General features: G+C 69.3%; 11 protein-coding genes and 2 pseudogenes. 3 read left to right on the top strand and 10 right to left on the bottom strand.

Annotated elements, in window-relative coordinates; all coding sequences use genetic code 11:
- Positions 1-32 precede the first annotated feature (32 nt).
- The 5 genes from ACWDX7_RS06325 to ACWDX7_RS06305 all read right to left on the bottom strand — a co-directional run bounded on the left by ACWDX7_RS06325 (position 33) and on the right by ACWDX7_RS06305 (position 5358).
- Positions 33-1325 (bottom strand): cyanophycinase, encoded by a 1293-nt coding sequence (locus tag ACWDX7_RS06325; protein WP_451488347.1) that lies wholly within the window; start codon positions 1323-1325, stop codon positions 33-35.
- A 172-nt stretch (positions 1326-1497) separates the two neighbouring features.
- Positions 1498-2712, bottom strand: coding sequence for a M20/M25/M40 family metallo-hydrolase (locus tag ACWDX7_RS06320; protein WP_451488346.1), 1215 nt, complete (start codon positions 2710-2712; stop codon positions 1498-1500).
- Positions 2709-3461, bottom strand: coding sequence for an amino acid ABC transporter ATP-binding protein (locus ACWDX7_RS06315; RefSeq protein WP_451488405.1), 753 nt, complete (start codon positions 3459-3461; stop codon positions 2709-2711). Before ACWDX7_RS06315 ends, ACWDX7_RS06320 begins: the two co-directional genes overlap by 4 nt.
- Positions 3462-3469: 8 nt before the next feature.
- Positions 3470-4429 (bottom strand): amino acid ABC transporter permease, encoded by a 960-nt coding sequence (locus ACWDX7_RS06310; protein WP_451488345.1) that lies wholly within the window; start codon positions 4427-4429, stop codon positions 3470-3472.
- A 2-nt stretch (positions 4430-4431) separates the two neighbouring features.
- Entirely contained in the window at positions 4432-5358 is a 927-nt protein-coding gene (locus ACWDX7_RS06305; protein WP_451488344.1) for an ABC transporter substrate-binding protein, read from the bottom strand.
- Positions 5359-5701: 343 nt separating this feature from the next.
- Between ACWDX7_RS06305 and ACWDX7_RS06300 the strand changes: the two genes are divergently transcribed.
- The 3 genes and pseudogenes from ACWDX7_RS06300 to ACWDX7_RS06290 all read left to right on the top strand — a co-directional run.
- Positions 5702-6799, top strand: a complete 1098-nt coding sequence (locus ACWDX7_RS06300; RefSeq protein ID WP_451488343.1) for a hypothetical protein — start codon at positions 5702-5704, stop codon at positions 6797-6799.
- Between the two features lie 656 nt (positions 6800-7455).
- On the top strand, positions 7456-8307 hold the full coding sequence (locus tag ACWDX7_RS06295; protein WP_451488342.1) for a hypothetical protein: 852 nt from the start codon (positions 7456-7458) through the stop codon (positions 8305-8307).
- Between the two features lie 120 nt (positions 8308-8427).
- Positions 8428-8782 (top strand): annotated as a pseudogene (locus tag ACWDX7_RS06290) (transposase); the annotation flags it as partial.
- A gap of 396 nt (positions 8783-9178) precedes the next feature.
- Here the strand turns inward: ACWDX7_RS06290 and ACWDX7_RS06285 are convergent.
- From ACWDX7_RS06285 to ACWDX7_RS06265, 5 genes and pseudogenes are all read right to left on the bottom strand, one after another.
- Positions 9179-9967 carry a TSUP family transporter gene (locus ACWDX7_RS06285; protein WP_451488341.1) on the bottom strand — a complete coding sequence of 263 codons (789 nt, stop codon included), beginning with the start codon at positions 9965-9967 and terminating at the stop codon, positions 9179-9181.
- Positions 9968-10345: 378 nt separating this feature from the next.
- Positions 10346-11237 (bottom strand): annotated as a pseudogene (locus ACWDX7_RS06280) (M20/M25/M40 family metallo-hydrolase); the annotation flags it as partial.
- A gap of 199 nt (positions 11238-11436) precedes the next feature.
- Positions 11437-11658 carry a helix-turn-helix domain-containing protein gene (locus tag ACWDX7_RS06275; protein ID WP_355412092.1) on the bottom strand — a complete coding sequence of 74 codons (222 nt, stop codon included), beginning with the start codon at positions 11656-11658 and terminating at the stop codon, positions 11437-11439.
- Complete coding sequence (locus tag ACWDX7_RS06270) at positions 11658-12155, bottom strand: DUF2975 domain-containing protein (protein WP_451488340.1); 498 nt, start codon at positions 12153-12155, stop codon at positions 11658-11660. Before ACWDX7_RS06270 ends, ACWDX7_RS06275 begins: the two co-directional genes overlap by 1 nt.
- A 177-nt stretch (positions 12156-12332) precedes the next feature.
- Positions 12333-13523, bottom strand: a complete 1191-nt coding sequence (locus ACWDX7_RS06265; protein WP_451488404.1) for an acyl-CoA dehydrogenase family protein — start codon at positions 13521-13523, stop codon at positions 12333-12335.
- Position 13524 lies beyond the last annotated feature (1 nt).

Genomic DNA, 13524 nt, shown 5'->3' with positions numbered 1-13524 from the left:
GCCCGGTCGCCCGGAGTGAGGTGAGGGCAGAGTCATTCCGCAGTGACGGCTATCCGCAGGCTGGTGATGGTTCGCGCGGTGGCGCCGTCACTGGTCCAAGCGGTGAATCCGGGTTGCTTGCTGAAGGTGACGGTGAACCGGGGCCCGCTCTCGAACGTGGCCGCGGTCGCGGTGCGCTGGGTAGCCCTGGCCGCAAGGGCGCGCGCGGTGCCCAGGAAGGAGTACGGAACGCCTGCGGGGTTCGCCGCGGAGTGGAACACGTCGGGGTTGGCGGGGACGGGTGAGGCGGGGGCCGGTACCAGGGGGCGCTTGCCGGCGTCGGGCAGGACGCGCCAGCGGTTGGGGTCGTAGCGGTCGCCGTCGGTCAAGTAGTTGTAGCGGGCTCCGGTGAGGGACCACGCTCCGGATGAAGTCTTCCCGGTCCGGGCCTGGCGGAGGTCTAGGACGGCGACTCCTCGCGGACCCAGCACGCGCAGTCGCTCGTGCGGGGTGCGGGGCGCCTCCACGATGAGGGCGGTGTACTCCTCCAGTGCGTACACGCGGTCGTGTCCGGTGTCGGCGGCTAGGCGCAGGGCCCTGCCTTCGCGGCCGTAGGCGCCGGTGTGGGTGTCGATGAGTCCGGAGTGCAGGAATCCGAATCCGCCCGCGGGCAGGTAACCGAGCTGGGCCGGGTCGTCGAAGTATCCCGGGCTGCTGCCGTCGCGCAAGCCGTCGTAGGAGTCGCCTCCTGTCACCATGTCGGCTCCGGCGGCGATCTGCGCTCCGGCGCTGGAGCCGGATACGACCGCGCCGGTGGCGAGTTTGGCGCGGATCGCGGCGAGGACCTTGGAGTCGGTGTGGGCGGAGCCGTGGAGCAGGGTGGTGACGTAGCGGTGCTGGTCGCCGCCGCCGAAGAAGAAGCCGGTCATGGAGTTGACCTGTCGGACGACCTCGTCGGAGTCGGCGTTGGCGATGTGGTCGAGGTCGACGGGGATCCACTGGGCGTCGGCGGCTCCGTGCCGCTCGAACAGGCCGGCGTAGTAGGCCCCGTTGCACTCCGAGTTGCTGCACTTGTCCGGGTCGTCGGCGTACGGGTCCTGGCTGGCGGGAACGGAGGAGGCGGTGATCACTCCGATCCTCGCCGAGGCTCCGCCGGCCCTTTTGATGATCTCGCTGTAGATCTGGGTGTTGTCCGCCTTCAGTCCGCCGCCGACCAGGACGAGGGAGCCCCGGTCACCTGCATGGCGGGCCGTGTCGGCACCGGCCGCCGGGGCGAGGGCGATGGTGAGCAGGAGAGCGGTGCCGCCCGCCAGTGTGGTGCGGCGGGCTCCGGTCGGGACGCGCATGTGGTGCCTCCTGTGGATGGGGGTCGGTGGTGGCCGGGGCCGCGGCGGCACGGGACTGTCGCGGTCCTGGCCGCGGGCCGGCAGCCGGGTGCCTGGCGGACCGGGCTGCCGGGGGCCGGGTCCCGTACCGGGCAATGGCGCGATCAAACCGGTACGGGACGTATCGGGGGTGTCAGCCGATGCGGCTGTCGCCGAGTTCGGCGACGAGCGACGCCAGGAGCGTGACGCGGAGGGGGACGGTTGAGGTGTCAAGCCATTCCTCAGGGGTGTGGTCGGCGCCGCCGACCGGGCCGAGGCCGTCGAGGGTGGGCACGCCGATGCCCGCGATGAAGTTGGCATCCCCCACGCCGCCCGTCGCCGCGCTGCCGAGCGGTACCCCGAGGTCCGCGGCGATCTTCCTGGCCAGGTCGAACATGCGGCGCGAGGCCGGTGTGTCCTCCATGGGCGGGCACAGGTCCAGCTGCTCCACCGTGGCGGTGGTGCCGGGTACGGCGGGCCGTGCGGCGGCGGCTTCGATCGCGGACCTGGCCGCTCCGATGCCGGCGGCGGCGGCCGATCGCACCTCGACCCGCAGTTCGGCTTCCGGGCAGACGATGTTGGCACGGGTCCCAGCGCGTACGACGCCGACGTTGACGGTGACGTCGTCCCAGTGGCCGTTGAGTGCTTGGAGGGCCACGACCAGGTGCGCGGCCGCCAGGGCGGCGTTCGCCCCGCGCTCCGGCTCGATGCCGGCGTGCGCGGCCCGACCGGTGACCGTCACCCGGAAGTCGGCGACGCCCTTGCGGGCGATGACCACGTCGCCGTTCTCCCGCGCGCATTCCAGGGCGAGCGCGAAATGGGCTCCGCACGCCGCCGCCTCCGTGGCCGGGCGGCTCGCGGGTGAGCCGATCTCCTCGTCCGGGGTGGCAAGGAAGACGAGTTCGGCGTACTGCCGGGCTCCGGTCTCTTCGAGGATCTCCAGAGCGCTGAGTCCTGCGAGCAGGCCGCCCTTGTCGTCGCTGACGCCCGGCCCGCGCGCCATGCGGCCGTCGAGCGCGAAGGGCCGTTCGGCCGCGGTGCCTTCCTCGAACACGGTGTCCAGGTGAGCGACGAGCAGAACGCGCCGGCCGCCTTCGGCGACGGGCAGGTCGCCCCGTTTGCGAGCGACGATCAGGTCGCCGACCGGGTGCCCGTGCATGGGAGCCGGAGCGATGCGCTCGACGTCGAATCCGAGCCTTAGCAGCCGTTCCCGGGTCCAGTCGGCCATCCGGTTGACGCCGGCGGGGCTGTAGGAACCGGAGTCGATGGCGACCAGCTCTGCCAGGTCGGCCAGGTAGCCTTCCAGGCGAGCCTCGGCATACGGGAGCAGCGCGGTGGTGCGCAGCTGCTCCCGTGAGGGGGCGGTCACAGGACCTTCGAGAGGAACGCACGGGTGCGCTCCTGACGAGGTTCGAGGAGGACTTGGCGGGGATCGCCGGATTCGACGACGACGCCGTCGTCCATGAAGACGGCGGTGTCCCCAACCTCGCGTGCGAAGCCGATCTCGTGGGTCACGACGACCATCGTCATGCCGTCGGCGGCGAGCTGCCGCATCACGTCCAGCACGTCCCCGACGAGCTCGGGGTCGAGCGCCGAAGTGGGTTCGTCGAAGAGCATGAGCTTGGGTTTCATGGCGAGGGCGCGGGCGATGGCGACGCGCTGCTGCTGTCCTCCGGACAGCTGAGCGGGGTAGTGGCCGGCCCGGTCGGCGAGGCCCACCCGCTCCAGCAGGTCGTGGGCGTCGGCCCCGGCCTGCGTCTTGTCGATCCCGCAGACGTTGACCGGGGCCTCCATGACGTTTTCGAGGGCGGTCATGTGGGGGAAGAGGTTGAACCGCTGGAAGACCATGCCGATGTCACGGCGCCGCGCGGCGACTTCCTTCTCCCGGAGTTCATGCAGCCGGGGGCCGCTCTGGCGGTAGCCGACCAGCTCGCCGTCGACCGCGAGCTTCCCGCCGTCGACCCTGTCGAGGTGGTTGATGCAGCGCAGGAAGGTGGATTTCCCCGAGCCGGACGGCCCCAGCAGACAGCACACCTGTCCGCGTTGGACGGTCAGGTCGATGCCCTTGAGGACTTCGAGCTTCCCGAAGTGCTTGCGCACGCCCTGGGCGTGGACCATGGGGACGTTCACCGGACCGCCTCCTTGGTGTCCTTCGCGCGAGCGGGTCGGGTGAGGGCTCCGGCGAACATGCGGCGCAGCGGCGAGACGTGGCCGCCGCGCCCGGTGCCGCGGCCGTAGCGGCGCTCCAGCCACGCCTGCGGAACGCTGAGCAGGGTGACCAGCCCGAGGTACCAGAGGCTGGCGACGACGAGCATGGGGATGACCTGGTAGTTCTGCGCGTACACGGCCTGGATGTTGGACATGAGGTCGTGTGCCGAGATGATCGACACCAGAGCCGTCATCTTGAGCATGTTGATCGTCTCGTTGCCCATCGGCGGGATGATCACTCTCATCGCCTGGGGCAGCACGATCCGCCGCATCGTGAGGGCGGGCCGCATACCGAGGGAATGGGCCGCCTCGGTCTGGCCGGTGTCCACTGACTGGATGCCGGCGCGGACGATCTCCGAGGCGTAGGCGGCCTCGTTGAGGCCTAGGGCCAGCAGTGCGGCGACGGCCGGGGTGAGCAGGGAGTTGGTCTCGATCCGGAAGAAGGTGATGTCGGTGAACGGGATACCGATCATCACGTACTGGTAGAGGGCGGCCGCGTACCCCCAGAAGATGATCTGAACCAGCAGGGGTGTGCCCCGGAAGAACCAGACGAAGAGGGAGGACATCCCGTACAGCACGGGATTCGTCGACAGGCGCATCACCGCTATCAATGTGCCCAAGACGAGCCCGAGGGCCATCGCAGCTGCGGTGAGCCAGAGGGTGGTGACCAGCCCGGTAAAGATGAGGTCAGCGAAGAGATAGTGGCCGATGATCTCCCAGTGGAGGTTGTCGTTCTTCGCCAGTGATCCGGCCACGCCGACGAGGGCGGCGACCGCCGCGAGGGCCGCGATCCAGCGGCCGTAGTGGCGCAGCGGAACGATGGTGAGCTCCTCGGGCGCCGCACGGTCGATGTCCGCGGGAGCCGTGGTGGTGGTCATTTCTAGTCCACCGCCGCGTTCTTGGTGGCCTCCTTGACCGCGATGGAGGCGACACCGTACTTGTCGAAGATCTTGGTGACGGTTCCGTCGTCGATCAGGGCTTGCAGCGCCTTCTGGATCGCGTCGCTGAGCTGCGGCAGTTTCTTGGACACGGCGATACCGTTGGGCGAGGCACCGTATCCGCCCTCGGCGGCCGGGTCGTCGATGACTTCGAAGGCGTTCCCCTGGTCGGCGGTCTTGGCGGTCCAGCCGGCAGCGGGCTTCGTCTGCACCTGGGCGACGACCTTGTCGGAGCGCAGGGCGAGCTGGGCGTCGGAGTCCTTGGGGAAGGTCTGGATGTCGATCTCGGCCTTGCCCGCGGCCTTGCACTTGGCCTGGTGTTCCTGGAGCAGGTCGAGCTGGTTGGTCGCCGCCTGCACCGCGGCCTTCTTGCCGCAGAGGTCGTCCAGGGTCGTGATCTTCGCCGGGTTGCCCTTGACGACCATGATTCCGGAGCCGGAGACGGAGTAGTCCACGAAGTCGACGACCGCCTGCCGCTCCTTGTTGTCGGTCATGGCCGACATCGCTGCGTCGAACTTTCCGGCCTGGATGGCGGGCACGATGCCGTCGAACTTCTGCGGCGTGAAGGCGAACTTCACCCCGAGCTTCGCGCCCAGCGCCTGACCCAGGTCGTAGTCGAGACCGGTCAGTTCGGGTTTGCCCTCGGTCACGAACATCTCGAAGGGTGCGTACGGGACATCGGTCGCCACTCGCACCACACCCGCCTCCCTGATCTTCTCGGGCAGGGCGGAGTGCAGCGCCGCGTCTTTGGCGATCGTGACTCCCGCGACCGTGGCGGCGGACGGCTCGGTGGCACCGTCAGAGGCATCGTCCCCGCAGGCCGAGACCGTCATGAGGATCGCCGCGGACAGGGCGGAGGCCGTAGACACGCGACGGAGGGACGGGGGTGGCATCACAGGTAACCCTCTCGGAAGACCGGATCGGCGACGGCTGCGGACGCCACCGTCTGACACGCCAGGAAATTACACTTACGGCACACACTTGGCTAGATGTAACGAATATTTCATTGCTCGAACGAGACGTGATCCGCAGCCGAGCGGACACACAGGCGGCTCCCATCTGCTTAATCAACGCATTGGCCGCCTGCCTGGCCAAGTACTGCGTTACATCTATCGAAGTTTGCGATCGGCCTGTACTTTCCGTTGCTGCAAGCCGCAGTGTCTGCTTCGCCGCATCGCTGCGGTCCCCCTCACCGCTGCTCACGGAGGACCCATGCGTCCGTTCCCCCGCCACACCTCCCCCGCGTTCACCGGCGCTTCATCCGCGCGGCGCCGACCCGCACACCGCATCGCCGCGTGCGTGGCGGCCGCTCTGGCGGTCATCGCGGGCGGGTTCGTCCAGGCCGATCAGGCCGAGGCCGCCGCGAACCGCATTCGCCTCGGCACCTCCGCGGACGTCAGTCGGGCCGCCTGGTCGGGCCCCGCCTTCACCATGAACGGGTCCGGTGGCATCGTCTCCGCCTCCATGACCAAGGCCGTCGACGCCATCCGCGGCGGAACCGGCTCACTCGACGTGGTGGTGCTGGCGGCGTCCACGCCCGGTTCCGGCAGCAGAACACCCGAGTGCGATGCGGTTATGCGCCTGAGCGGGATCAACTCCTGCACCACGTGGACGCTGACCAAGGCGAGTGACGGCAACAACGCGCAGGCCAACACCGACATCCGCAACGCGGAGTTCGTCTACTTCGCGGGCGGTGACCAGTGCAAGTACGCGGCCTGGAAATCCACCTCGCTCCGCTCCTCCGTCCAGTCGGTCGTCGCCAAGGGCGGCGGCTCAGGCGGAGGCAGCGCCGGCCACCACATCAACAGCTCCGTCGTGTACGACGCCTGCCAAGGGAGCATCACCTCCAGCGAGGCCCTGGCCAATCCCTACGACTCGTACGCGACGTTCACCACGGGCATGTTCGACTGGCCCAACTACGCCAGCACCATCAACGACTCACACTTCGTCACCCGCGACCGCATGGGCCGCACCATGGCCTTCGTCGCACGCGCGCTCCAGGACGGACTGACCACCGGCGGAAAGGCCTGGGGCGTAGGCGTCGAAGAGGGCGGCTCCCTCTTCATCGACAAGAACGGCCTGGCCACCCTCTCGGGAGCCGACTCCTACGTCGTCCTGGGAGACCACCAGCCCGAGAAAGCCGTTTCGGGGCAGCCCCTGACCTACTCGAACTTCAAGATCTGGCGTCTTGCCTCCGGCCAGACCTTCGACTTCCAGAACCGTCCCACCTGCGGCTACTACCTCAAGAGCGTCACCAACGGCGTCGCCGAGAGGAACCTGTACAGCGGCGCACCCGTCACCGGCTGCTGAGGGCGTAGACCGATCTGAGCAACAACGAATCATAGAACGGGTCACCCCCGCCAGCAGGAGGCCGCACGCCAGGTATCCGCCCTGCAGGGCGGCTCCGTGGCTGGTCTCGACGAAGCCTTCGCCGAGACTGGCGGCACTCTTCTGGCCGTCACTCTTCTGGCCGTCGCTCTCGGCGGTGTGCTGCTTGACTGTCGGGCCGGGTCGTCGAAGGCCGCGGCGAAGGGCTGGCGGCACATCGGACCGTTGCCGCGCTGCCCAGTCAGCTGCCCACTACGTGCCTGTTGTCAGGACTCCGGGGCAGCAACGGTGAGGCACAGCTGGAGATCGGGCCGTGAGCCGGGCCACGGTGGAGATCCCCACCGAACCCATCGGCAGCATCCCGCGGCCCGCCGAGCTGCTCGCCGCCATGGCCGACCACGCCGCGGGCCGGATCGGCGACGAGGAACTCGCCGCCACCCAGGACCGCGCGGTCCGCGACACCGTCCGCCGACTGGAGGAGCTCCCCGGTCGTCACCGACGGCGAACAGCCCAAGCCCAGCTTCGCCACCTACCCGCTGACCGGCCTGAACCTGGCACCCGACGGCGTCGTCATCCCGTTCGCCGACGGACACCAGCGGCAGCTGCCCCGCCTGACGTCCGGACCGCTGCGCTACAGCGTGTACGCCGACCACTACCTGCACGCCGCCCTCCGGCACACGGCCTCGCCGGTGAAGCAGGCCGTCATCGCGCCGTCGGCGCTGAGCCTGCTCTACCCACCCGACGGCATCGACGGATACCCCCGCGAAGCCTTCCTCGACGACCTCACCGCCGAGGCCGAAGCAGACATCCGCCGGTGTCTGGACGCCGGTGCGTGCCGCGTCCAGCTCGACTTCACCGAGGCCCGTCTCGCGCTGAAACTCGACCCGAGCGGAGACCTGCTGGATCAGTTCATCGCCCTCAACAACAGCGTCCTGGAACGATTCTCCACCGCCGAACAGGCCAGGATCGGAATCCACACCTGTCCCGGCGGCGATCAGGACTCCACCCGCAGCCTGGACGTCGACTACACGGCGCTGCTGCCCAAACTGCTCCGACTCAAGGCGGCGCCTTCTACGTCCAGCTCTCCAGCGAGCCGGAACCCGACAAGGCCCTCGCCGTCCTCGCTGAACATCTTCCCCGTCAGGCCCAGGCGTTCATCGGCGTCACCGACCCGATCGATCCGCGTGTCGAGACGCCCGAGGAGGTACGCGACCGCGTCCTGGCCGCCGCCCGCCACCTGCCCATCGACCGTCTGGGCACCTGCGACGACTGCGTCTTCTCCCCCTTCGCCGACGACACCTCCCGCGACACCGCCTTCGCCAAGATCAGCGCCCGCATCGAAGGCCCGCCCTGGCCGCTGGCGAACTGATCGGCTGAATGACACTCCGCATCAGTCAGTTGAACTCGCGTCACCCAAAGAGTTCTACCCGTCCCGGCCATGCCGCGAAGGCAAACATCGCAGATTGATCACGACGCAATACGCTCCCTAGCCCAGGGAGTGACTCCCCGATCGTGGCTCTGGCTCTCGGCCGTACTGAGCGCATTTCCCCGTCACTTCGGCCTCCTGCGCAACGCCCCTGCGACAGTTGTCCATATCGACGCGATGTACCCGCTCGGCGACCGACGGCTCACACGTCCGGGCGCTCAAAGGGGGCTCACACCGGACCTTCCCCGGTCGACCGGGGCCGGCCTGGCAGCAAGCACCACCTGATCGTCGACCGCCACGGAACCCCGCTCGCCGTCACGCTGACCGGCGGCAACCGACATGACGTCACACACCTGCTACCGCTTCTGGACGCGATCCCACCGATCCGGGGCATGCGCGGACGCCCGCGCACACGGCCACGCCGACTGTTCGCCGACCGGGGCTACGACTTCGACAAGTACCGCCGCCTGCTGTGGAAGCGTGGGATCAAGACACTCCACCCGCTGCGGATCGATGTTGCGGCCGTTGACGATCAGCACGTCCTTGCACCGCCCGATCACGTGCAGCCCACCCTCGTGAGACAGATGGCCCATCAGGGGGGTCTCCGGTGCGTAGCCAGCCGTCCGGCGGAAACGCCCCACTGGAATCGGCGCCGCTCCCGACATAGCCACCGGCCACTGACGGGCCCCTCGCCCAGATCTCGCCCACCTGCCGCTCGTCGCACTGTTTCCCCGCCTGATCGGCGATCCGCACGGCATGGCCGGGCAACGGCCACACGGCACAGCCGGGCCGCCTGGTCGAGGCAGCAAGGACGACGAGCTGTGGGCAAGCCATCGTGCCGGTTGCCGGTGATCGCGCCGATGACCGCTTCAGTGGTGTCCCGTCTTCTGATCTTGGTCCTTCTCCGCACTCAGCCAAGGGGCACGTCGGCAGGGTCAGTCGTGTCGGGCGAGCTTGACCGCGGAGACGAGCAGGATGACGGCCAGAAGGGGGATGAGGACCAGGTCGGGGAAGACCCCGAGGAGCAATCCGCCCAGCACCGCGCCAGCGACGGAGCCCGCGGCCATGATCATGGTGAAGCGGAGGTTGGCGCCGAGGACGGCGAAACCGCCGTCGCGGCTGTAGCGGGCGAAGGCGACCAGCATGGTCGGCAGGGAGACCAGCAGGGAGAGGCTTCCGGCGGTCTTGATGTCCTCGCCGAACAGCAGCACGATCATCGGGATCAGCAGCTCGCCACCGGCAACGCCCATGATCGCGGCGACCACCCCGATGCCGAACCCCGCCACGACCCCGGCAGGGATCTGGGCCCAGAGCGGCAGCGCGAGCGTATCGAGGGTGGTGGTGTGGGTGACGACCAGGGCGGCCGCCATGACGACCATCAGCGCTGCCAGCACCTTGTAGAGGGTGCCGCTGCGCATGCGGACCGCCCAGCTCGCTCCGGCCCAGGCGCCCAGCAAACTGCCGGCCAGCAGGTTGACCGCGACCGGCCAGGCCGCGGCGACCTCGGCCGCCGGCACCGCGGCCATGCGGGCGGGCAGTGCGACGAGAACCACGACCAGGCTCATGGCCTTGTTCAGGATGACGGCCGAGAGCGCGGCGAACCCGAAGAGGCTGATCAGAAGCGGCAGGCGGAACTCCGCGCCGCCCAAGCCGATCATCCCGCCCAGCACTCCGATCGCGGCTCCGGCACCGAAAACGACGGTGGCAGTGTGCGTCGGGCGCATTGGCGCAAGGTTCTGCTCGGCAGTCATGGGGTGCATCCGGGCATCCTCGCTGCTGATGGCCACCTTTTGCCATCACAAGAAGGCACTGGGTGTCCGCTCAGGGTTCGTGCGGTTCTCCGAGCCCAACGAGCGAGACGCACGGAGGCGCAGTCAACACGCCGTGATCGGCACGGCCTGGCCTGGTCTCGCCTGGTCACGTGACCACGTCACCACGCTCGGACGCGGGACGGGTATGGGGGTGCTCACCAGCGGTTCCCCTCGATGGCTGCACTGTGGTGAACCGTTTCCGGGCCGGCGAGCGAGAGCCCTCAGGGCGAGAGGTCAGGCGGCCGATCCGACATGGCACATGCAGCCCGGGGTGTTCGTGCGGGTGCCAGTCCGCTTGGCCACCGCGAAGAGCTCGGCTGAGGCCGACTCGGGCATCGGGGGGCGGCCGATACCGCCCTGGACCGCGATGTGCGCCCCGTCGAGTGCGGAGCCAGTGCCGCGAAGGCGGATTCGATCCGTTCCTTCTCTTCGGCCGTTTCGACCCGGACGTCCACGATGACGGTCGCCTCCGCCGGAACGACGTTGTCCAGGGTCCCGGCGGACGCGACGGTCGGCGTTAGGTCGTGCCGATGTCGGGTCGAGCGAACGCGGCGATGTCCAGCACCTGGTGCGCGGCCTCCATCAGGGCGTTGACCCCGGCGGCGGGCTCCAGGCCGGCGTGCGACGCCCTGCCGGTGATGGAGACCCGGAAGCTGCCACAGCCCTTGCGGCCGGTCTTCAGGCCTCCGCCCTCGGCGGCGCCCTCGAACACCAGGACGGCGCCGCAGGCGAGCGCCCGTTCCTCGATCAGGGCGCGAGAGGAACCGGAGCCGACCTCTTCGTCCGCGGTCACCAGGATCTCGACGCCGGACCGGTCGCCGAGCGCCGCCAGGCCGTGAACCGCCTGCACCAGACCCCCGAGCATGTCGAAGACCCCGGGGCCCGTCGCACGGCCGCCTGCGACGGTGAACGGGCGGTGTTCGAGGGTGCCGAGCGGGAACACCGTGTCGTGGTGACCGAGGATCAGCACTTCGGGATCGCCACCGCCTGACCAGTGGACGTGCGGCCCGGCCTCGCTCTCGACCAGGACGGCCTGCCCGCCGAGGCGGCTCTCGATGACGGCGGCGACAGCTTTGGCCGATGCCTGCAAGGCGTCGAGATCGCGCGATGGAGACTCGACTTCCACGAGCGTCCTGAGGTCCTCGATCATCGCGTCGACACTCACACCGACGGTCTTGTGCATCGTCACGCGGCCAGGGTACTGCGTACGCCGCCACCCCGGGCCGCCCGCCGGACCGGGGTCCGCGCGCGGACCGTACGCCTGGTGGCGGCGGAGTCGAACCACCTGTGGGCGGCCGGAGTTCCCCGTGCCGGTCGGAGGCGTGCACGCCGGCGACGCCGCCGAGGCCAGCCGCGAGCCGTCAGCCGTCAGCCGTCAGCCGTCAGCCGTCAGCTGCATCCTCGGCCTCCCAGCGCAACAGGTCCCCCGGCTGGCACTCCAACGCCTCGCAGAGCGCGGCGAGCGTCGCGAAGCGCACCGCCTTCGCTCGGCCGTTCTTGAGCACGGCCAGGTTGGCGGGGGTGATCCCGACGCGTTCCGCCAAGTCCCCCACGGACATCTTCCGCTTGGCCAGCATCACGTCGATGTCGACGGCGATCGGCATCAGATCACCTCGTCCAACTCGGCCTGCATCCGCGCCGCTTCGACGTCGCGCGCGACCGCCTGGGCGAGGAGCATCCGCAGTACGAGCACGATGAGCGCCACCCCCAGGACGGCCAGGACCACCCCGCCCATCAGGAGGACCACCCCCGGAGCGACGGCTTCGCCCGGCGCCAGCAGGACCGCGAGCGTGAACACCAGGAGGGCCGCCGCCACCATGGCTCCGATCACGACGTGCACGTACCGGAAGGCAGCGTGGGAGAACACCGTGCCGCGGCGCACCATCGTCACCAGCCGCCACACGCAGACCAGGACCACTTGGGCCGTCGCGACGCCCAGGAGCACGATCACGAGGACCGGGACGCGCAGGTGCGCGAGTTCGCTGCCGACCTCCTCCAAGTCGGCGCCGAGCAGCGGCACCATCACCCCTTGCACGAACACCGAGCCGGCGAGCAGCCCCACGAGCACGGCGCGCAGCGCAAGCACCGTCAACTTCCCCATCACGTCTCCCTCGATCGACGAACGATCGAAACCTATCGAAAGTCGATAGGCATGGCAACCGGCTGGCCGCGGAAATCAGGGGGCGAAGTGACGGCGGACTTGTTGGCGATGTCGGAGAAGACCTCCCGCGCCAAGGAGTCCGCACGCTTACGAGCGTGCTCAGCCAGCCACACCCGGCTAGCGGCGGACGCGGGGCATGCCCAGGCCGATCCAGGAGATGATTTCGCGCTGGATCTCGTTGTTGCCGCCGCCGAAGGTGAAGATGACCGCGCTGCGGTAGCCGCGTTCGAGCTCGCCGCGCAGGACCGCTCCGGCGGAGCCGTCCTTGAGGGAGCCCGCGGCGCCGACGATCTCCATCAGCCAGGCATACGCGTCCCTGCGGGCCTCGGAGCCGTATACCTTGACCGCGGAGGCGTCCTGCGGCGTGAGGGTGCCTGCCTGGACGGCGCCCACCATCTGCCAGTTGAGCAGCTTCATGGCATCGAGCCGGGCGTGGGTGCGGGCGAGGCGGCCGCGGACCCAGGAGAGGTCGATGACCCGGCGGCCGTCAGCGAGCTTCGTCCGCGCGGCCCAGCGCTGGACGTCGTGCAGGGCCCGGATGGCCATGGTGCCGTGGGCGGCGAGGGTGACGCGCTCGTGGTTGAGCTGGTTGGTGATCAGGCGCCAGCCCTTGTTCTCACGGCCGACGCGGCGGCTCGCGGGGACGCGGATGTCCTCGTAGTAGCTCGCGGTGGTGTCGTGCGAGGCGAGGGTGTTGATGAGGGTGCAGGAGTACCCGGGGTCCGAGGTCGGCACGAGGAGCATGGTGATGCCCTGATGGGCGGGCGCGTGCGGGTCCGTGCGGACGGCGAGCCAGACCCAGTCGGCGGTGTCGCCGTTGGTGGTCCATATCTTCTGCCCGTTGACGACGTAGGTGCCGCTCTCCTCGTCGCCCTCGCGGACGGCCTTGCACCTGAGCGCGGCGAGGTCGGTGCCGGCGTCGGGCTCGCTGTAGCCGATGGCGAAGTCGATCTCGCCCGCGAGGATCCGGGGCAGGAAGTACGCCTTCTGCTCGTCGGTGCCGAATTTCATGAGCGTCGGCCCGACGGTGTTGAGCGCCATCAGGGGCAGCGGTACGACGGCCTGCGCCGCCTCGTCGAAGAAGATGAACTGGTCCATCGGCGACATGCCGCGGCCGCCGTACTCGGTGGGCCAGCCGACCCCGAGCCATCCGTCGGCGCCGAGCCGGCGGATGGTCTCGCGGTAGAAGCGCTTCTGGGCGGCCGGGTCCTCGTAGCGGGCGTAGACGTCGTCGGGCACCAGCTCGGCGAAGTAGGCGCGCAGCTCGGTGCGCAGCCGCTGCTGCTCGGGCGTGTATTCGAGGTGCACG

This window comes from Streptomyces sp. NPDC003034 (genome assembly GCF_053591375.1).
This window is presented reverse-complemented; position numbering and strand designations above follow the sequence as displayed.